Source organism: Streptomyces rhizosphaerihabitans (assembly GCF_025399795.1).
In the GTDB taxonomy this organism is placed as follows: domain Bacteria; phylum Actinomycetota; class Actinomycetes; order Streptomycetales; family Streptomycetaceae; genus Streptomyces; species Streptomyces rhizosphaerihabitans.
Map to the genome: position 1 here is coordinate 272965 of NZ_JAODTZ010000001.1, position 19032 is coordinate 291996.

The following is a 19032-nucleotide window of genomic DNA, read 5'->3' on the forward strand; positions in this document are numbered from 1 at the left end:
CGTCACCCAGCAGTCTCTGGCGCGGACTCTTCGGCAACCCACGCCAGGTACGCCTCGGACCCTCCAGTCACCAGCAGCGTGATCCACTCAGGAACCTCGTAGCTGTGCTCCTTGGACACCCAAGCTTGAAGCTCCGGAAGCCGCGCCGTGGTCGTCTTGTACGAGATCCGCCACTCTTGGGCGGTCTCGATGGCATTCTTCCATCGGTACACCGCGGTGAACGCGGGGTCGATGTGGGCACAGGCGGCCAACCGATTCTCGACCGCGCCACGAGCGAGGTTCTTCGCCTTCTCCTCGTCGTCGATGGTCGTCTGCGCAATCACGATTTCGCTGGCCATGCAACTACCCTCCCAGGTCGATGTATCCGACGGTACCTAGCAGTCTTCGAGTTCTCGAAACGCGCTGCTCGCACTCCTTGTTCCTGATTGCCGACGGGCCGTCGCCAAGACTGATCAGAGTTGGGTGGTGATGTCGGGGCGCGGCCCGAATGCCCGCAGGCAGCGAGGGTGAGAGATCGGCCAGGCCGCCGCCTCCTCCACTGTGCGCAGAGTGCCGGTGGCCTTGTCGGGATCCTTGTGGCTGGTCCAGCCGCACCCGGCACCGTCGAACACCTCCATCCACTGCACGCCCGCCTCACGGGCTCGGTTCAGGGTGCCGGCGTTGTAAGCCACCGCGCTCTTGGTGAGCGTCGCTGACTCCGCCCACGCCTGCACCGGGTATCGGGCACCGTTGCGGTAGATGACGTACTGGAGTTGGTGCTCGGTGGCGAGTCGATCGGCGAGCGCCTTCGCGGCCTGCATCGCCGTGGTGTTCCCCGCCGCGAGCAGCGGCACCTCTCGCCGCGCGGCGTCCCGTACGGCGCGGTAGAACGCACCCGCCATCCGCTGCTCCTCCTGGGAGCGGCGTAGGACGTCGGCGTAGGAGTCGGCGGCCAGCGACTGCAAGGCATCGGTGTGGATCAGCGTCCATGTGAACCGTCCGCCAAGCGATTCGGCGGCATGCTGCGCGCCCTGCTCATACAGGTGCGGCAGCTGCCGGGCGACGAATGCTCGGGCCTCCGCGTCCACGCGCTGCCGGAAGTCGACGATCGCGGCCTGGAACTGGGCGAGCCGGTCGGCGACCATCCAGGAGCGGTCACCGTCACCGATCGCTGCCAGCACTGCGGTCTGCTGGGCGGCCAGGCGCTGCCAGGCATCGTCCAGCACTGCGGCGACCCGCGCCGCTACCGTGGCCGCGTCGCCGGGCGTCAGCGGCGGGAACTCGTACGCCACTACCGCCGCCAGTGATGGGCGCGCTGCAACGGGGCGATGACGAGAGCGTCCCCGCCCGCTGCCTCATCCGGCGCGGCCGCGGCCTCGACGAAGGCGATCTGCCGCTCCAGGCCGGTGAGGTTGTTGCTCTGGTCCATCGTGACGACACCGTTGACGGTCAGCTGGAGGGGGTCTGCCAACAGCTTCGCCCGCCGCTCCGACAGCACTTCCAGGGCAACGGCGCGGGCCGTGCCGAGCCGTGCGTAGCGGGTCTGCAGGTCGGCGGTGTTGGTGGCCGGGCCGAGCTGCGCCAAGAGCCAGGCGAGGACTGCGGGGTCCACGGGGGGTGTCCCTTCCGGGTGTGCGGCGCGGCCCGGCGCCCCCCGTGTGCTGTGGGGTGCCGGACCGGGCCTGGCTGGGTTACTCGCCGGCTTGCTTGCGGGTCCGGGCTCGGGCTGGCTTCGCTTGCTCCGCCTCCGGCTCGGGCTCCGGGTCGGGGTTGGGCTCGGGATGTGGGTTGGGGCCGGAGTCGGGATCGGGGTTGCTGGCGGGCGTGTCACCGTCCCCGCCGTCCTCTTCGTCCGGCTCCCACGCCCCTGGGTTGGTGATGGCCTCGGCCAGGTCCTCGTCCGGCTCGTCACCGGGCTGCAGGATCAGCCACTCGTTCGTCTTCGGGTGCCGTACGTGCACCGCTGCTGCCAGTCGACGCGCCATGTCACAGCACCTTCGCAGTGATGTGGCAGTCCGGCGAGTACAGCACTGGCATCGCTACCGCGGCGCCCTTGGTCCAGATCTGCACCGGGTCGTCCTTGCCGCCACGGGTGACGATCAGACCGGGCGCGTCCTCGCGAGTGATCTGCGGGTTGGAGCCCCGCGACAGCACCAGCGACTCAGCCGTGGTGCCGTACAGGGTCTGCCCCCACTTCGACCGGTCCGGCGGAAGCATCACCCACCGGTCGTCGGGCAGGCACTTCGTGGAGACGCCGTCCACGCGGACCTGCGCCCGGTAGAGGGTGATCGGCGGCAGCCCGTAGTTGTCACGGACCACGTTGATCTGCTGCGGCGTCAGCGACGCGGTCGGCGTCGTCGACGGGTTCACGCTCCCGTAGTAGGCGGCCCTGTAAGCGTTGTTGCCCGCCAGGTAGGAGAAGACGCGCCGCGAGGTGATGACCATCTCGGGCTGGGGCGCGCTGATGCCGTCGAGGTAGGAGATCCAGCCCAGCTCGTCCGCGATCGCATCCGCGGTCGGGTCGGACCAGAGCTTCGGCGCCGTCGGCATGTTCGCGGCCGGGACAGCGAAGTCGACGTCGAGGGTGAGCCCGTTCTCCGCCGACAGGCTGAACTTGCCGTCGGTGAGGACATCGCCGGCGGCCAGCTCCAGACGTGAGTTGACGGCCTCGACGTGCCGCTCCACATCGTCGTACAGCAGCTGCTCCAGGCGGGACGCGTCCTGGCCACGGGATGCCTCCTGCAGCAGCAGCTCGACCTCGCCGACCATGAGTTTCTGGCCCAGGGCAGGCAGCATGCCCTGGGTGGATGTCTGCCACGCCTGCCGGTCCGCGAACGGCACGCTGGCGTCGAACGACCGGTACTTCGCGGCGTTGACGTAGCGGCCAGTGTTCTTGATCCGCCACATGACGTCCTGGATGGACACCTTCGCGAACACGGTCTGCGTGAGCAGGAAGTCGGCGGGGGTCGGGATGTAGCGGGCGAACGTGGTCAGGTCCGCCGTGTTGATGTCTCTGATGAGGTCCTGAACTGTCATCGACAGGGCTCCCTTACACGAATCGGATCTGGCAGGTGGCGGACGGAGCCACGGCGGCGACAGCGATCGGCAGCTTCGCGGTCTTCACCGAGCCGTGCCACAGCAGCGCCGCCGGGACCTTCGTCTGCGCCGGCGCGAACAGCACCTCGGCGAAGACGAACCCGGCGAGGATCTGGCGGCCGTCGGTGGCGCCCGTGTTGTAGAGCCCGTACAGGCCAGAAGCGGTGATCTTGCCGACGGGGACGCCGGACAGGAACCGGCTGTAGGGGATGGTCGTGTCTGTGGATGGCACGTAGTGGGTGCCGGACACGAACGTGGACATGTCGAGGGTCATCGAGTCGACTTCGCCGGTGCCGTGGAGGCTGGCAAGCCAGGAACGGTCGGCTGTCAGGTTCTGGGTGAAAGTGACCGGCTGAACGGTCATGGGTCCTCCCGTGGACGCGACGAACGGGTCATCGTCCGCTCACCGGCTGGTGGCGTCGTCCACGAGAGGAAGGGGGCGTGGTCCCCGCAGGTCCGGCCTTAACTCGCCGGTGGGAAGTCAGCTGCCCGTCGCGAAGCCGCGCTGGCGGGCCATGTCGGCCCCGTGCTGGCCAGGCTTGGGCATAGTGCCACCGCGCGGCGGCGGGCCGCCCGCAGGGGAGCCTCCAGGTGCGGCAGGCGCCGCCGGGGTGGTGGTGGCGAACAGCTCGGGCCTGCGCGCCTTCAGGGCTTCAGCAGCTTCGGCGATGGTGTCCTCGCTGGCGTCGTCCTCGACGACCAGGAGCCGTTCGGCGTCCTTCAGGTCGTCGCCGGTCGCACCGAACGCCACCAGGGCGGAGCGGCGTACCGCGGCGCGTTCGCGGACAACGGCCTGTGCCTCGCGTGCGGCAGCTGCGGCGGAGGCTTCAGCGGCGGCCTGCTCACGGCGCTCAATCTCGGAGAGCTGCGCAGCTTGCGCGTCGCGCTGCTGCTGCACGAACGCGGTCAGATCATCGGTCTTGGCAAACCCCAACTGCTCGACAAGCCTGCGGATCGCGGTGCGTTCGCCTTGCTGCTTCTCGCGGGCCAGGAGCCGGTTCAGCGCGTCCTGGTCGACCGGCGGCCCGGCCGTCGGCGGCGCGGCCGGATCGGTGCTCGGAGCGGGCGGCAGCAGCTGGTTGGACGGGTCAGTGGGGTCCGCGCCCGCGATCGGGTAGATGGGGCGGCCGTCACGCCGGTAGCCGACGGGCGTACGGGGGTCGGGCAGCAGCCTGTCCATGCGGGATCCAGTCCTCCAGCAGCAGCGCCCCCGCGCCGTCGATCAGTGTAGCCACAGCCCTAGACACGGCAACGGACACGCAGCAGGCCCCGCGGCGCCACAACTCCCCTCCCTCGCCGGCCTAACGCTACGCGCGGCATGCCCCCTGGAGGCTCCCGTGCACACCACCGTTTTCCTGCTGCGGAGCGCGCGGGGCCTTGGGACCGGTCTGGTGATCATGTGGGAACTGAACCGCCAGGCTTCGGGACCGGGCTGGAGGAAGCCACGGGTCTTCACTGCTGCGGCGGCTGGGCTACTTGCTGCGCTGCTGACCGCCTACGCCTAGAGATCGCCAGTCGACGTGCCCCTCCCGTGCCCGTTCGGTCGGGAAACAGTGGGGAGTTACGAGCGCCGGCGGATACCGGGCATGAGAACGGACCCTGACCGATTTACCTGGTCAGGGTCCGTTTCTGCTGGCGGTGGGTGTGGGATTTGAACCCACGGTGACTCGCGCCACGACGGTTTCCAAGACTCTGTGCCGCTTGACCAACCCATTGAGACTCCACCGACCGCGTGGGCCTCAACCGCTGGCGGCCATCGCACCGAGGATGAAGCCGAGCACCATGCCTGCAACTGAGAGGCTCATAGCCAGGGTGGCGTGCGACTCCTTCCGCTTCATCGCGAGGGCTGACAGCACGATCGCGAGAGGCCCAAGAACGATGGGGAAGAAAAGCAGAGATACCGCCGCGCAAGCAAAGGCGCCCCAGACGAAGCTCGCCAACCTACCTCCACCTGGCTCACCGTAGGTGGTGCCGCACTCCGGGCAAAAGCTCTTGACCGTCTGCGTGACGGTTCCACAAGCGGAGCAGAGCTTGGTCGGGGACTGTGCAAACGGTGCCGTGCTCATTCGAAGTTGGCCTTCGCGGTCGCGAGGATCTTCTTGTTCGGGCTGGCAAACAAGGCATAGATGTTGTCGACTGCCGCAGTCGAGCGGAGTGTCAGCTGACTGTGACCTGAGTGCGCACTCGGCACCACGGTGACCGTAAGCTCACCATGAGTCGGGAATTTCCTGTATTTGCCAGTCACTTGACCCAGGACGGTGCTCGTCTGCACGTTCTTGAAGCCAGCGGTTATGAGGCCCTTGGCGCAGCGGGTGAGCCAGTCGTCACGCTCTCCAGCGACGACCAGGGTTTCCTCCACGCTCTTGCGGATTGCCACTTGACTCCTCGATACCCAATCACCCATGGAAAGTATGGAGAGTGTGACGATTGTGGAGCTTCCATGGAAGTGGCGTTGCTCTATCGTGATCTTGAGTAGTGCGACGCGAGACCGCTCTGTGCGAGCTCTGGGTTCGTGGCAGTACAGCACGGAAGTACAGCAACGACGGCGACCGATCACGGCCGACATGGCCCATCAGTGCTCTTGAGACAACCCGTATGACCTTTAATGTCTGATCTTGTTTGAGCTATGGATCAGAAGGCGTCGTGCCCGTCGTTCGTATAGTGGCGCGCTCCACCTTGACGCCCTGAACCACGCCCGCTCCACGGTGTGTGGGTCGACGGCAGACGGGATGGGAGCGGGGGTGGGTGGTGGCCGACCTCACGTCTGCCCTCCTCCAACTCGCCTGCACATCATCTGCTTGAAACGACTGCGATCCTCATTCTGAAATGATCAGCTATGCCCGGTGGGGCATTCTTGTTCGGTCCAGATGGTTTTGCCGCTGTCGCTGAAGCGGACGCCCCAGTTCTGTGCGAGCTCGGCGCAGATGAAAAGGCCGCGGCCACCCTCGTCGCTGGTCTGGGCATGGCGAAGGTGTGGTGAGACGGGGCTGGAGTCGCTGACCTCGAAAGTGAGCGTACGGCCGCCGTTGATCAGGCGGAGGATGATGGGCGGGGTGCCGTAGCGGACGGCGTTGGTGGCCAGTTCACTGACGATGAGCTCCGTGGTGAGCAAGAGTTCGTCGAGGTTCCATTCGGTCAGCTGACGCCGCGTGCGGGCTCGGGCGGTTGCGACGGCCGAGGGATCTACCGGCAGGTCCCAAGTAGCCACGAGGCTGGGTCGGAGTGTCTGGGTCCGCACGAGGAGCAGCACCGCGTCGGCGCCGAGGGAGGAGGCTGGGACGGTGCGCACGACCTCGTCGCGCAGGTCGATGAGGGGGCGTGTGCTTGGGGAGAGGGTCTGCCGCAGACGGTCCCGGGCAGCCTTCTTTCCTACCTCGCTCGTCGGAAGAAGCGTGTTGGTGTAGAGAGCGATGATGCCCCCCTCGGGGAGGCCCAGACGGGTACTGGCGAACGTGCCTTCGCCGCCACCCAGTGGGGGAGCGAGGGGAACGTCGGCCGTCTCCACGGTCCCGTCGGGGTAGGCGAGTACCGGTTGCGGACCACCGGCGAGGGCGATCGTGCAGCTCAGGGTCAGAGGATCGTAGATCCCGTAGAGGCAGTCGGCGGTCAATGCCTGGCTCCGCAGCGGGTCGCTGGTCGGCAGGCCGACGCGTTCGGCGGCAAGTCGGGTCACGGTCCCGTTGAGGCGGGCCAGCAGTTCGTCAGGTTCCAGGTCGAGTGATGCCAGCGTGTGGATGGCGGTGCGCAGCTGACCCATCGCCATGGCGGCGTGGATGCCGGTGCCGGAGACACGGCCGACGGTGAGGGCGATGCGCGCGCCGGACAGCGGAAAGACGTCGAACCAGCCGCCGCCGGCATCGGCGGAGTGGTGGAAATGTGCGCTCTCCACGGCTGCCTGCGGCACCGGGAGCTGGGCCAGGAGGCGGCGCTGGAGCGTGAGAGCGATGGTGTGTTCTCGGGCGTAGCGGCGCGCGTTGTCGATGTGCAGCGAGGTTCGCGCGGCGACGTCCAGCGCGAGGTCGAGGTCCTCGTCCACGAACGGGTCGCGGTCAGGACAACGGTAGAGGCTCAGTATTCCCAGTACGCCGTTCCTCAGCGTCATCGGGGTGACGATGGCAGAGTGCGGGCCCGACGGGCGTGGAGCGCGAGATTCCGGTGGTCGGTGGTCGGTGGTTTCGTCCGACTGGTACGTGATCAGGTGGGGTTGTGCGTCGGTCAGGGCCTGGAGCCACGCTGCAGGAAATCTGAACGGGCCCGTGCCGATGCCCAGTGAGTCCCCTTGACGGTCCGTCGAGGCGAAGGACATCCGCCGCAGGGGTATGTCGGGTTCGACGGGCGCCGACGGCGGGTCTTCCCCTCGGAGTACGGGATCGAACAGGTCTACCTCTGCGGCGTCGGCGAAGGCGGGCACGAGGACGTCGACGAGTTCGCCGCAGGTGGTGTCCAGTTCGAGCGTTTGCCCCATCCGTTCCCGCACCTCGTTGAGGACGCGGGCCCGGGCGAGGGCCCGCTCGCGGACGGTGACGTCCACCGCCGCCGTGGATACGCCCAGCACCCGGCCGTCGGCGTCCTGCAGCCGGAACACGGACGCGGAGTACACATGCTCGTGAGCCGGGTCGTTGGGCGGGCGACCGCGTACGAGCCTGTCCAGCGCGGGTCGGCCGGTGGCGAGCACGTCGTGCATCATCGCCACAACCTCTTCGAGGTCGGACGGCTGGATCACGTCGAAAAGGTGGCGGCCGAGCAGGTCTGCGGGCTCGAATGTGCTCATCCCAGTGGCAGCCGTTGTGTTCACCCGCAGAATGCGCAGATCGGGATCCAGTACCTGTATCCCGATGGGCGACTGGGTGAACAGCGCCTTAAGCAGTGCCTGATCCCGCGAGGTCTCGCCCTCGTCCTCCGGGGGGAGCAGGTAGACGCCCCAGCCCGAGCGGCCATCGCGCAACGCCACGGGCCTCACCACGAGCCCGGGGACCGCCGCCGGCGTGTTCGAACGGTCGTCCGACCCGGCATCGACCCGAGCCCATGCCGCGGACAACAGCTCCACGACGGGAACGCCTACGGCAAGGCCCGTGTCACGCTCGAACACGGACCTGGCCTCCTGGCTCCACCCGACGATGAACCCCGCTGCGTCGATGACGAGCAGTGCGCCATCCCGTGCCATGGCCACCTTCCATGCGTCGCCTGCGTCGCGGGCAGATCGGCTCTGCGGCCGGGCGTCCCCGTTCGGTCGGGTCCCTTCCAGAGTGCCCCCCGTTGAAGGGCGCTGCACGTTGACTGGGTCCGAGCAGAATCGCAGTTCGCGCCAGTCCCACGCGCTGAATGCGGCTTCACCGAGTTCTGCAAGACCTTCGGGCAAGCGATGGAAATCAGTGCAGAGCTACCGCCAGCCGCGGGGACGCCCTCTGGTGACGCGGCAGGCTAGGCAGACAAAAACTGGACGAGGCTTCAGGAACTCCCCCAGGGGGTGCCAGCGCATGCCGCAGTCGTGCCGCATTGTGCGGTCAGCCGCGGCTCGCCGCAGTCGAGATGCGCCGATGAGCTGGGCTGGCGTCACAGCGGAAGTGACCTGCTTGTCCACGCTCCCGATCACGACCGCCCTTACAAGGCGGCGATCTCTGAACGCCTCCACCGGGTCCGCGACTGACGCGACGAACCGACGGGCGCACGTCCAAGGCTGCTTTTCACCTGCACCTGCGCTCGAATCACGGTCGAAATGCGAAAAACCGTTCGTTAATATTGGTGCACCCTACCGCTGCACCACCGACCGATACGTGTTGATATGGAGCGGTAGGCGCCCGCCCCTAAGCAGGCATGGACATGCCCGGTAGTCAGGTCTTGATTCGGTCACTCATCCGCGGAGGATACGCACATGACCTCCGACCCCGACCCGGTCGCGGAATCCGGGCAGGAAGCGGTGGTCATCGCCAGCTTCGATGGACACCGTGACGCCGAACGCATGCTGGCATCGCTCGGCCGGGATTTCCGCAGGAAGGCCCGAAAGGGCGGAACGACTGCTGTCGTCATCAGAGGCAACACCGACGGGTCGCTGAAGCTGACACAGTCCCGCGTGATGACAGCCAACGACCTTACCTACACCCTGATGTCTGTCTCACTCGCATGGACCGTCGGACTCATGGGACTCCGGTCGATGTTCAAAGGGGCCAAGGACGAGGCCCACGCCGCGCACGTGCGTCAAGGACACCTGCGGGCTGATGCACACCAAGCACACGAGATCCTCGCCGAGGCGGGCCAAGACGCGGCAATCACGCTGGTCCGTTGCAAGGACCGAGACACGCGGCAAATGGTCGTCGCGGCCACCGCGGACCGTGCAAGACGAAGCTGGGACGGCTCGCTCACAGATCTCCTCGCCGCACTCGATCCCGGAAGCACCCATGACTGGGTACGCGCCGCCCTCGGAGAGCCCAACAGCACGAACCGCTAAGCCATCCCGCAACGATCTTCAGGGCTGATTAGGATGTGCTCGGTTGCCGAGCGAGCCCGTCACGTCGGCGCACCCCATGATCTGCGGCCCCGAAAACTGCGGCTGTACAGCAGTGAAGTACAGCAACCGGCACGATCCCAGTCGCCCGTCACGGACTCACAGTGACTGACCGATCAGCCCAGCAGATCTCAGCAACCGTCCCGCCCATAGTTCACATCGAGAGGGTCCCGGACTTCGCAGCTTGTCAACCGCGGCCCACTGGCTTGGCTGAGCCATTGAAGCTCCGCCGGCCTCTCGACGACGGGTCCAGGCGTTGAATTGGCTACTTTCTGACTGTGTCAGTGGATGTCCACGCCACAGGGAGCATTCCTTGACGAATGTACAGCGCCCGACTGACCTCCTTGCCGTGCGGCACAGCGAAAATGATGTTTCCGGTGCGGCACGCCCCCGCTGGGAGATCCTCATCATCCGTTGGGTAAAGAGGGTGCGGGAAGCCAGGTAGGTCGTCTTCGAGCGGGCTGACAAGAGTCTCGTCAGAGAGTTCCAGTACCCAAGGCCATACTGAAATGCTGGTGGAGTCCTCTTCACCAGCATCCACTGTTCCACCGTCGTAGCAGATCTTGACCTTGAGCGCCGACCACGAGTAGCGACCCTTGAGGTAGTCGTGCACGGCTTCTGGGGCGCCATCGTCCGAGGTGACGTCGCTCTCGTAACTGAGCACCGTCATGCTGCCGCTTTCGAGCGCGTACGTGGAGTCAATCTTTGAGTCGTGCTCAAAAGCGTAAGGCTTCATGAATTTGAGGGACGCCGCCAGTCGGAGGGTGCCTGCTGCGGCGCTGGGGGGCGCGCTCAGTTCCTTCGTAGTGCGCGCGTCCTCCGTGGTATGCGCGTTGGCGCTCGTCGAGGGGACGGTTTCTGCTCCTGTGGAGTCGACTGTGCCGCCACAGCCCACCGTCACCAGGACTCCTGCTGTCGCCACTATGCGCGCAACCCTAGACATGCCCACCCCTGATTTCATTTGCACTGCCCAATAATAATCAAAGAGGCGGCACCGCATAGGGGAGTCGCATCTTTCTGGTGACGCGGCCAATAAGCCCATCGATCGGCACTCCTGAGGCACCGTTCATTAGCAATGTCTGCATACCCGCAGGTGTCGGATTATTGCAGGCTCACAAACGGAGTGAGTCGTAAGACCGTCGCGCGGGCATCAGTATCTAACGCTAAATGAGATGACAAGCAGGCAGACTCCCGACTGAAAGAAGCCTGCCCGCCGCACCTTCATAGCTGCAGTCCTAGTTCACATCCTGTCGGAGCACGTTTCCGAACTCGTCAAGAGTGAGAATCAGCCGCTTGGGCTTTGCTACGAAGTACATGACAGCCCAGACAATAGCCCAGAAGCCGCATGTAATAAGCGACAGGATCAGGTGGAGAACGTGGTTAGTGCCGCTACCTTTGACCAATACGGCCTGAGAGTCCGTCTGAGACTCGATCCGGTACCCAGCAGCCACCTCACCACCTATGGCATTCGCGAGATTCCGGCGACCATTCACGTCTTCGTTGCTCATTGCATTTCCTTTTCTTGCCCAGTTGACGCAGGGAGAAGCTATCCGGCATGAATGTCTGCACGTAACTCTTTAAAATGTTACGCAAGCCACCCGTTGATGAGTACGGAAAGTTCGAGAAGCCTTCCGTACTTTCCGAGCCGGAAATCTTCAATACCCCTTCAGTCTTATGCGGAATAGTGTTTTCAGGTACGTCAATAGCCGGTCCGCCGGCATGTTCGGCGACCGGAAACGGGAGCAGGCTGGTCTCTTCGTTTCGCTCAGGCGCCAGGACGGCGATGTCGTAACAAGGTGCCTTTACTGAGAGGGGTAAGCCCTTCGGGACGTGCGGTGACGCGGCGCTGGCCAGTTGGCGCGAGGCGCGCGGTCGGTTGTCATGCACTCCCCCGAGCGGTGATCGCAAAGGGAAATTACATGAACGTTCATTGGTGATTTCGTGAAGACGTCGAAGCCTTCGAAGCATCTTCGCAGGTCAGGAGTGGTCTAGCTCTCCTAAGGAAGTTTCATCTGTCCCGAAGTGGTGGGCCAGTGTCCCCTGAGGTCAAGCGTGGATGCCGGACCTGAACCTCTGCTATCGGCTGAGCCTGTCGAGTGATCCCGGCATCTATCTGGCGGTGCGCGTCTGGCCTCGGGTGTCCGGGGGCTTAGCTGGCGGGAACAGCACTTCGGAGCGTGTCCCATGGAACCTCTCATCCGCAGCGCCGCACTGACCGGATTCCCGGAGCTGTGCCACACCCTGGGGCTAGATCCCCATGCGCTGCTGCGTCACGCGGGATTGAACGCGCATGTCCTCGCCGACCAGGATCGTTGGATTCCGGCCTTGGCAGTGGCACACGTCCTCGAACTGTCCGCAGACGCCTGCGGACGCGAGGATTTCGGCCTGCGGCTCGCCGAGCTGCGCCGACTATCGAACCTGGGCCCGGTTAGTCTCCTCGTCCGCGAAGAGCCCAACATCCGCGGCGTGCTCCAAGTTCTGATCAGGTACGAGCGGATGTATAACGAGGCCCTACGTGCCAGCTTGCACGAGGCCGACACCATCGCGACACTCCACATCGCCCTGGAACTCCCCGGAGCCCGGCGGATCCGCCAAGCTGTGGAGCTCGTGGTCGGTGCGTATCACCAGGTCCTGTCCGAATTCCTCGGCCACCGGCTGCGACGCCAGGTCTGCTTCACCCATGCAGCTCCCGCGAATCTGGAAACTCACCACCGTGTGCTGGGAACAGACTTGGCCTTCAGGACGGGCTTCAACGGCATCGTGCTGGCCGCCAGAACGCTTGAGGCAACCAACACGGAAGCTGACCCGATCCTCCGCAGATATGCCCAGCAGTACGTCGAGTCTCTGGCTCACACGTCTGACCCCTCAGACACGGAGCGGGTACGCAAGATTATCGAAGTCCTGCTGCCCACTGGCCGGTGCACGGCGAACGAGGTAGCACGCAGCATGGGCATCGATCGCCGCACGGTGCAACGGCGGCTTGCCCAATCCGGTGAGACGTTCTCATCACTTCGCAATGCCACCCGCCACGACTTGGCCCAGCGATTCGTGGCAAACGACCGACGTCCCCTCACGGAAGTTGCGCAGCTCCTGGGCTTTACCTCACCAGGCGCCTTCTCACGCTGGTTTCGAGACCAGTTCGGGATCAGCCCAAGCCAGTGGCGCGGTGTGGGCCAAGGCCCCTCGGCCTCGTGACCCTCGTTGCTGGTGTCGTGTATCTCGCCCGGCCCGACTATAAGGATGTCGCCGACGCACAGCGGCCTCCACGGCGGCCAGCGTCACCCTCGCAACGTACGCGAGGCTGACGTGGGTGGTCACGTCGCGGGCGGGGTGAACAGCGGCACACTCTGCGCGGGTTCTGCTGGCGCAACGAGCGGCACTGTGGGTATCGAATCGGCCTCAGGCAGGCCCAAATATTTGCGTACAGCCCCGTTGTCGCCGGTCGCATCAGCGAGGCGGGCGGCCTGGTCGAAGGCCCGCTGCTGGATGCGTTCGATCTCCTCGGCGACGTCCTCGATCGGGTACCCCGCTTCCTGCAGCATCCGCACGCCAGTCTCCAGGGAGAACACTCCCCCCTCGTAGCCTGCGGTGACGTCGTTGAGGACGGTGGTGCGGTCGGTGGGGGTGTGCGCACCCCACACCAGGCGTGCGGGCAGCGACTCACCGGCGGGCCACACCTGGCCGGCCTGGTGCAGGCGCTGCACCATGCGCAGCAGCAGTTGGTACTTGTGGTTGCGGGCCAGGCGCATCGCGCTGACGAGGGAGTCGAGCGGGCCCAATGCCAGCTGCAGCGCGTACCCCGACGGCACCTTGGCCACGTCGAGGGTGCCGAGCCCGGCCGTGGTCAGGCGGGTGTTCGAGGCGAGCCGGTCCAGCAGGTGGTCGATGCGCTGACGCAGTTCGGCGAGCTGCGCCGAGGTGTCGAGGGTATCCATGCGTCCGGAGTCGGACAGCTGCCACACAGTCCCTGCCTCCACCCGCACCGGCAGAGGCTGCCCGGTGGAACGGTCGATAGGCAACCGCGCCCCGGCGAGCGCGACGATCGGGGTACCAGTGGTGGCGGAGGCGGAGGCGCTGTCGGTGTCAGTCGCGGCCAGCTCGTCCAGCAGCTGTAGCACCGTCGCCAGCGTCGACTTGCCCCAGTGCTCGCCGACGTCGGGGATCGTGTTCGGGAGGTGCACCACCGGAATGAAGTCGTGCATCAGGTCGAGCCGGTTAAGGACCTGGCCGTCGGAGCGCACCCGGTACGCGGCCTTGTCCGAGGGCAGAGAGAACACGTCGTGGGCGCCGCCCAAGTCCTCCAGCAGCCATTCGGCGTCGGTGAGGTAGCACGTCGTCGACGACGGCTTGCCCGGCGCCCACGGGTAGATGCGGGTCACGGTGCCGGTGAGCGGGTCGAGGGTGTCTCCGACGGTTAGCACCGGGTCGCCGTCGGCGCTGGCCACCTGCTCACGCACCGCTCGCCCGTCGTCGGTGCGTCCGGGCGCGGTGGCGGGACCGATCGGGCCGAGCTCATAGGTGATGCGCCGCACCCGCGCTTTCAGGCCGCGCACCGGGTCGGCGGCCAACTCCCACGCGAAGTGCACCCGCTGCGGGTACTCCTGGGCGTCCTGCTCTCCCTCGGACCACTCCGGGAAGTAGAACCCAGGGTCGTAGGTCCGCAGCAGCGCCCGCTGCTTGGCCGGTTCCCACGCCAGCGTGTACACGCCGTCGCCGCAGCGCACTGTGCCCCGCTCTGCCTGCTGGATACGCAGCGGCAGCAGCTCCTTGTCTGCCCAGGTACGCAGCTTCTCCTGCAGGTCGGCGGCAGCCCGGTCTTGCGGAGTCGGCTCGCCCTGCTCGGCGTGTTCCGCGCCGGGCACCACGATGGTCTGCTTCGCGCCCAGCAGGTAGCCGAGGGTGGTGTCGATCAGCTTGGACGGGTCGCCCAACTCGCGGCGCTCCACGCCGTGGTGATCGCCGGTGACGGCGGCGAGCTGGCCAGCCTGGTTGGAGTCGTAGGCGGCAAGGAACTTGTAGGCGGCCAGCCGGCGCAGGTCCGCAGCGGGCACCCACGAGTTGTTCAGCTCGGGAAACGCGTGGTTCCCCGTCCGGTTCGGATCGGACATGACCTGCTTGTAGTTGAGCCACGACCAGGCGTCGATCAACAGTTCGCGCGGGTGCCTCACGGCTGCCCCTCCAGGCGTGCAAGGCCCCGCGCCCGCGCCACCCAGAATACGCGTGCGCCATTGCGGTTGCTGGTACCGCAGCGCCCGGAAACGGTGGGAGAGTACAGCCCCAACACACTTTCTTCACAGGGACCTCGCGAGGAGATCGCTCGATGAGAACAGGCGTCGTCGCCGTGGCCGTGGCCAGCTGTGCCACGCTCCTCTCGGCCTGCGGATCGGCACCCGCACCTGCTGCCGCGCCGGGCGCCGGTCCGCTCTCTTCGCCGACGTCACACGCGCCCGGTACCGCGGCTACGGACCTGGCCTCTTGCACGATCTATCTGTACGGGCACGCTGCCCGCGCCGAGATCAGTGGCGGTGGGAGTTCCAATCCAGCCGGTGAGTGCCGCAGCCTCGCGGCATCGCTGTCTCAGGGCGGCGACTTCTGGACGACGCAGACGGTCTCCGTCAAGGGAGCACTGCCCGTGGTGTGCGCCACGCAGAAAAACGGCCTCGTGGTGGTGGTCCGGGATAGCAACGCCCAGATATTCGGACAGAGCGTGTGCAGTGAACTGCTGCAAGACGGATGGGTGGAAGACTCCCTGGTCGAGCGGAGCGCACAGCAACTGGATCAGCAGGCGGCACAGGCCAGCGCCCAGGCCACCGCGCGAGCAGCGGACCAGAGCACCGCCAAGAAGGCGCTCGCCGGCCTGCAGAGCTCCAACCGGGCCTTCACCAATGCCAAGTCGGTCCGTGGCGACCTCACAACGGCCCTCAAAGACCTGGCCCAGTTGCGTAAAGACGCCAAGGGCGGCAACGGGGACGACTGCTACAACGTGGAGGCCGTAGTCGGCTACGACGCGGAAGCCGTTGTCGGCTACGACGTCACGAGCACAGCCAGCTACGACGTTGACCAAGAGCAGCAGAGCATCAAGGACCTCCGCTCCAACATCACCGACCTGAAGGACGCCCAAGCGGCCCTCACTGCTGACGGGCTACCCACGCTTCCCGGAGCCAGCGCCGCCATCACAACAGCTGAGGCTTACATCACCACGGCGATCGCCACAACGAACAAGGCAATCGATGACCTCAACGCCACTATGAAGACCGCATACAGCATCGCCAACACGCTCGGCACAGGCAGCTGCGCAAACAGCGGCCCCGGCGAGGCGCCAGAGGGCCTGTCGCACATCTCGTGAAGTGCGGCCGCAGCCTAGTGAGAGGCGTTGACGCAGCCGATCATCCACATCGTTCGCCGTAGCTCGTGCTGTTCCACGTCGAGGAGGTTTTCCCACGCGGCCTGGCACTGCACCTCGTCTGGCGTCTTGCCCACAGCTAGGATGTTCGCCCGCTCGTCGCGCCCCGCCTTCAGCGAGGAGTCCAGCCGGGCCTGCGCGGAGGCCTTGATCTGCTCCGAGGTGGGTTCTGCAGGTGCCTTGTTCGAGGCAGGCCACAGCAGGATTGCGCTGGCAACGACGGCCCCGCATACGAGTGTTGCGGTGGCGACTTTCCCCTGGTCGACATGGGCCAAGAGGGTAACAGCCGTGCCTTCTAGGGCCGTTGGCCTTTATGGGGCCGTTTCCGGGGGGTTATCGGCGTCCGCCGAGGCGGTCGTCGTGGATGTGCCCGGCGACGGCAGCGAGCTGGTCGGGGTCGGCGAGTTCGGTCAGTCCGTGCACGGCGGCGTCCATCCGGTCGGGGGAGTCCATGCCGACGACCCAGGTGACCATCTGGTCCTCCAGGGCGACGTGGGCGCCGACGTGGTGGATGAGGCCCTGCTCGTACAGCTGGGCGATGGGTTCGGCGCGCAGGCGTTTGCCGACCTTGGCCGTGACTTCGAGGACGCGGGGCATGAGAGCGCCGCTGGTGGTGCCTTCTCGGCGTAGCTGCTCCCACGCCTGAGAGAGAACTTGTCTGGCCATGTCTCCGCCGTAGTTGGACTCGACGACGATCGCGTCGGCCTTGAGGGCGAGGGCGAGATGGCAGGCTGCGCGGCCCCAGTCGTTGGCGCCCATGCTGCCGGAGCGATCTTCGAGCACGTACAGGTGGCCGTCGTAGCCGCGGGCGGCGCCGATGATGCCCGTCTCGTCGCCGATGGCCGACTCGCCGCCGGCGGGGTCGACGGCGACGATGACGCGGGCCATGTCCAGCCCGCCGAACTCGACAGTGGTGAGGCGGTGGTTGGTGATCCAGGCCCGCTGCCACACGCCGCCCTCCGGCGGGCGGGGCTTTTGCTGGTAGAGCGCGGCCCACACGCGTTCGCCCACGCGGCGGCGGGTGGTGGCGTGGTGTTCGGCGTCGAAGCGTTCGGGCCACAGCGGCTCGCCGGGCCTGCGGCCGAGTGGGTCGGTGTCGCTGTCGGCGAGGGCGGGCAGGTCGATGATCTTCCACTCGTTGGCCTGCGCGTCGGCGAGGATGCGCCCGGCGAGGTCGTCTTCGTTCCACCGGGTCTGGATGACGCAGATCGCCCCGTCGGGTTCGAGACGGGTCTGCAGGACTGACTGCCACCACTCCCACGTCTTGCGGCGCATGCTGGGCGAGTCGGCGGAGGCCATGTCCTGCACGGGGTCGTCGACGAGGGCGATGGTGGCGCCCTTGCCGGTGAGGCTGCCGCCGATGCCCGCTGCGACGAGGCCGCCCTGGTGGCCAGCGATGTCGAAGCGCATCGCCGCGCGGCTGGAAGGGTTGAGGTGGATGCCGAGTTCGTCGCCCCACGTTTCGATGGCGTCGCGAATCCAGCGGGAGTGTTCCTCGGCGAGGTCACCGGAGTAGGAGGCGATCATGATGCGCCGGTCGGGGTGCTGGCGCAGGTACCACAGGGGTGCCCAGCGGGAGGCCCGGCGGGACTTGCCGTGACGGGGCGGCATCGTGATCATCACGCGGTCGGCACGGCCCTCGGCCATGTCGATCCACGCCTGGTCGATCAGATGGAGGTGGCGGGCCTGCATCTCGCGGCGTTCGGTGAGGACCGCAGCCATCGCGCCCGGGGAGGCGTCCATGGCTATGTGGCGTTCGATGCGGGCCAGTTGGGTGCGCAGTTCGGGGGATGCCTTCGTGGCCATGGCGCGGCGTACTGCGGGCGGCTTGGTGCGGTAGACGGCCAGCAGCTGGGCTTCGCGTTCTCTGCTACTCGTCGGAGCCATGGGCGGCCTCCTCGCTGATACCGATGAGGGCTTCGAGTTCGTCGAGCGCGACGGTGGTCAGCTCGCCGTCTGCCGTCTCCGGGGTGAGGACCTTGGAGGGGGCTTCCTTGTCGAGGCGGTTGAGGCGGGCGCGACGTTCGAGGATGCGCAGCGCGCGGTCGATGGCATTGAGGTTGCCGTCCTTGACGGCCTGCCGGTAAGCGACGAAGAACAGGCGGTCCAAGCGCAGGTTGTCGACCGCTCGCAGCTCCTCGACCTTCGCCTCCAGGTCGGTGCTGCGCTCGTGCAGGGCCAGGCGCACGTCCTTGCACGCGGCATGGATGAGCTGCTTGTCGTCTGGGGGGTCCTGGCCCTTGGTGTACCGCTCGATGCCGTAGCCCTGCGGGTAGGCGATGCGGTCGGAGTTGACGGCGGGGTCGGCGGCGAGTTTGCGGCCTACGGTGAGCCAGTCCACGCCGGCCAGGTGCAGGTCGATGGCGTCGGCTCGCCGCCGTGCGATGGCGGCGCGCGCGGCCTTGTCGGGGCGTCCCACCGGCAGGATTCCTCTCGCTGCTGCGCGCCCCCACGCCGAGAACATGATCGCACCACGGCCCGGCGACCTGCCCTGGCCGCCGGGCCGCCTGTCCTACAGGAAGGTGAGTTGCTCGGGAGCGTCAGGATCGGTGGGCGGTTGCCAGTTGGGGGGCGGTGTGTCGGGTGCGTTCCGGTTGGTTCGCAGCCACCACGCGAACTGCCAGTTGCGGCAGGTGCGGTACTTCCATTGGGTCCGGCGGGTGGCGGTGGCGGGTATCGAGTGCTCGCCCCATCCGGTGATGGGACGAGCGTTTTCGAGGGTCACCTGCAGGCCCCTCACCATGGCGGGGCCTTCCCACCGGTGGCCTTCGGCGTACTCGAAGGCCAGATGAGCGTTGTGCGACCAGTCCCAGGGGTGAGGCAAGGCACACAGGTACCAGGCCAGCGGCGGGTTTTCCGCCGACAGGGTGACGTCTTGGCGGGGCGCCCTCGGATTGAGGGGGTGACGGTCAGACCAGCCGAACGTTTCCAGACAGTGGCGGTCGAGGTTCACGTTGCGAACCCCGGCCAGCCACATGATCAGGTACGGTTCGGCGGCGCCGATACCGACCTTTGCGGGCGGCTGTGACATGCGCGCATTTCCCCTTCTAAT

20 protein-coding genes are annotated in these 19032 nt (G+C 66.5%); 3 read left to right on the forward strand and 17 right to left on the reverse strand.

What is annotated here, in order from left to right; genetic code table 11:
• Positions 1–2 precede the first annotated feature (2 nt).
• The 10 genes from cutA to N4G66_RS01315 form a co-directional block, all read right to left on the reverse strand.
• Positions 3–338: a divalent-cation tolerance protein CutA gene (cutA, locus tag N4G66_RS01270; protein ID WP_261701996.1), complete on the reverse strand. Its 336-nt coding sequence runs from the start codon at positions 336–338 to the stop codon at positions 3–5.
• A 114-nt stretch (positions 339–452) separates the two neighbouring features.
• Positions 453–1271: a hypothetical protein gene (locus N4G66_RS01275; protein WP_261701997.1), complete on the reverse strand. Its 819-nt coding sequence runs from the start codon at positions 1269–1271 to the stop codon at positions 453–455.
• Entirely contained in the window at positions 1271–1591 is a 321-nt protein-coding gene (locus N4G66_RS01280; RefSeq protein ID WP_261701998.1) for a hypothetical protein, read from the reverse strand. Before N4G66_RS01280 ends, N4G66_RS01275 begins: the two co-directional genes overlap by 1 nt.
• Before the next feature lie 79 nt (positions 1592–1670).
• Positions 1671–1964 carry a hypothetical protein gene (locus tag N4G66_RS01285; RefSeq protein WP_261701999.1) on the reverse strand — a complete coding sequence of 98 codons (294 nt, stop codon included), beginning with the start codon at positions 1962–1964 and terminating at the stop codon, positions 1671–1673.
• Between the two features lies 1 nt (position 1965).
• Positions 1966–3015 carry a major capsid protein gene (locus N4G66_RS01290; RefSeq protein WP_261702000.1) on the reverse strand — a complete coding sequence of 350 codons (1050 nt, stop codon included), beginning with the start codon at positions 3013–3015 and terminating at the stop codon, positions 1966–1968.
• Positions 3016–3028: 13 nt separating this feature from the next.
• Positions 3029–3439, reverse strand: coding sequence for a head decoration protein (locus N4G66_RS01295; protein ID WP_261702001.1), 411 nt, complete (start codon positions 3437–3439; stop codon positions 3029–3031).
• A gap of 117 nt (positions 3440–3556) precedes the next feature.
• Positions 3557–4255 carry a hypothetical protein gene (locus tag N4G66_RS01300; RefSeq protein ID WP_261702002.1) on the reverse strand — a complete coding sequence of 233 codons (699 nt, stop codon included), beginning with the start codon at positions 4253–4255 and terminating at the stop codon, positions 3557–3559.
• Between the two features lie 559 nt (positions 4256–4814).
• Positions 4815–5015, reverse strand: a complete 201-nt coding sequence (locus tag N4G66_RS01305) for a hypothetical protein (protein ID WP_261702003.1) — start codon at positions 5013–5015, stop codon at positions 4815–4817.
• Between the two features lie 122 nt (positions 5016–5137).
• Positions 5138–5452, reverse strand: coding sequence for a hypothetical protein (locus N4G66_RS01310; RefSeq protein WP_261702004.1), 315 nt, complete (start codon positions 5450–5452; stop codon positions 5138–5140).
• Between the two features lie 453 nt (positions 5453–5905).
• Positions 5906–8239 (reverse strand): SpoIIE family protein phosphatase, encoded by a 2334-nt coding sequence (locus N4G66_RS01315; RefSeq protein ID WP_261702005.1) that lies wholly within the window; start codon positions 8237–8239, stop codon positions 5906–5908.
• A gap of 708 nt (positions 8240–8947) precedes the next feature.
• Here N4G66_RS01315 and N4G66_RS01320 point away from each other — a divergent pair.
• The gene (locus tag N4G66_RS01320) at positions 8948–9520 is read left to right on the forward strand and encodes a hypothetical protein (protein WP_261702006.1); all 573 of its coding nucleotides are present in this window, start codon (positions 8948–8950) and stop codon (positions 9518–9520) included.
• A gap of 322 nt (positions 9521–9842) precedes the next feature.
• Here the strand turns inward: N4G66_RS01320 and N4G66_RS01325 are convergent, their stop codons facing one another.
• Together N4G66_RS01325 and N4G66_RS01330 are read right to left on the reverse strand one after the other, a co-directional pair.
• On the reverse strand, positions 9843–10544 hold the full coding sequence (locus N4G66_RS01325; RefSeq protein WP_261702007.1) for a hypothetical protein: 702 nt from the start codon (positions 10542–10544) through the stop codon (positions 9843–9845).
• A gap of 268 nt (positions 10545–10812) precedes the next feature.
• Complete coding sequence (locus N4G66_RS01330) at positions 10813–11085, reverse strand: DUF4234 domain-containing protein (protein ID WP_261702008.1); 273 nt, start codon at positions 11083–11085, stop codon at positions 10813–10815.
• A gap of 676 nt (positions 11086–11761) precedes the next feature.
• Here N4G66_RS01330 and N4G66_RS01335 point away from each other — a divergent pair.
• On the forward strand, positions 11762–12772 hold the full coding sequence (locus N4G66_RS01335) for an AraC family transcriptional regulator (protein ID WP_261702009.1): 1011 nt from the start codon (positions 11762–11764) through the stop codon (positions 12770–12772).
• 119 nt (positions 12773–12891) lie between these two features.
• On the opposite strand, the gene N4G66_RS01340 is transcribed toward N4G66_RS01335, so the two are convergent.
• On the reverse strand, positions 12892–14745 hold the full coding sequence (locus N4G66_RS01340; protein WP_261702010.1) for a hypothetical protein: 1854 nt from the start codon (positions 14743–14745) through the stop codon (positions 12892–12894).
• A 152-nt stretch (positions 14746–14897) separates the two neighbouring features.
• Here N4G66_RS01340 and N4G66_RS01345 point away from each other — a divergent pair, with 152 nt between their 5' ends.
• Positions 14898–15923 (forward strand): hypothetical protein, encoded by a 1026-nt coding sequence (locus N4G66_RS01345; RefSeq protein ID WP_261702011.1) that lies wholly within the window; start codon positions 14898–14900, stop codon positions 15921–15923.
• A gap of 14 nt (positions 15924–15937) precedes the next feature.
• Here the strand turns inward: N4G66_RS01345 and N4G66_RS01350 are convergent, their stop codons facing one another.
• From N4G66_RS01350 to N4G66_RS01365, 4 genes are all read right to left on the reverse strand, one after another.
• Positions 15938–16255 (reverse strand): hypothetical protein, encoded by a 318-nt coding sequence (locus tag N4G66_RS01350; protein WP_261702012.1) that lies wholly within the window; start codon positions 16253–16255, stop codon positions 15938–15940.
• A 58-nt stretch (positions 16256–16313) separates the two neighbouring features.
• Entirely contained in the window at positions 16314–17867 is a 1554-nt protein-coding gene (locus tag N4G66_RS01355; RefSeq protein WP_261702013.1) for a terminase large subunit domain-containing protein, read from the reverse strand.
• Positions 17851–18399, reverse strand: a complete 549-nt coding sequence (locus tag N4G66_RS01360; protein ID WP_261702014.1) for a hypothetical protein — start codon at positions 18397–18399, stop codon at positions 17851–17853. Before N4G66_RS01360 ends, N4G66_RS01355 begins: the two co-directional genes overlap by 17 nt.
• A gap of 93 nt (positions 18400–18492) precedes the next feature.
• Positions 18493–19011: a hypothetical protein gene (locus tag N4G66_RS01365; protein ID WP_261702015.1), complete on the reverse strand. Its 519-nt coding sequence runs from the start codon at positions 19009–19011 to the stop codon at positions 18493–18495.
• Between the last annotated feature and the right edge of the window lie 21 nt (positions 19012–19032).

Coding starts and splice junctions, on each gene's coding strand:
- cutA (WP_261701996.1), bottom strand. CDS start 338: ATGGCCAGCGAAATCGTGATTGCGCAGACGACCATCGACGACGAGGAG.
- N4G66_RS01285 (WP_261701999.1), bottom strand. CDS start 1,964: ATGGCGCGTCGACTGGCAGCAGCGGTGCACGTACGGCACCCGAAGACG.
- N4G66_RS01290 (WP_261702000.1), bottom strand. CDS start 3,015: ATGACAGTTCAGGACCTCATCAGAGACATCAACACGGCGGACCTGACC.
- N4G66_RS01295 (WP_261702001.1), bottom strand. CDS start 3,439: ATGACCGTTCAGCCGGTCACTTTCACCCAGAACCTGACAGCCGACCGT.
- N4G66_RS01300 (WP_261702002.1), bottom strand. CDS start 4,255: ATGGACAGGCTGCTGCCCGACCCCCGTACGCCCGTCGGCTACCGGCGT.
- N4G66_RS01315 (WP_261702005.1), bottom strand. CDS start 8,239: ATGGCACGGGATGGCGCACTGCTCGTCATCGACGCAGCGGGGTTCATC.
- N4G66_RS01320 (WP_261702006.1), top strand. CDS start 8,948: ATGACCTCCGACCCCGACCCGGTCGCGGAATCCGGGCAGGAAGCGGTG.
- N4G66_RS01330 (WP_261702008.1), bottom strand. CDS start 11,085: ATGAGCAACGAAGACGTGAATGGTCGCCGGAATCTCGCGAATGCCATA.
- N4G66_RS01335 (WP_261702009.1), top strand. CDS start 11,762: ATGGAACCTCTCATCCGCAGCGCCGCACTGACCGGATTCCCGGAGCTG.
- N4G66_RS01345 (WP_261702011.1), top strand. CDS start 14,898: ATGAGAACAGGCGTCGTCGCCGTGGCCGTGGCCAGCTGTGCCACGCTC.
- N4G66_RS01355 (WP_261702013.1), bottom strand. CDS start 17,867: ATGGCTCCGACGAGTAGCAGAGAACGCGAAGCCCAGCTGCTGGCCGTC.
- N4G66_RS01365 (WP_261702015.1), bottom strand. CDS start 19,011: ATGTCACAGCCGCCCGCAAAGGTCGGTATCGGCGCCGCCGAACCGTAC.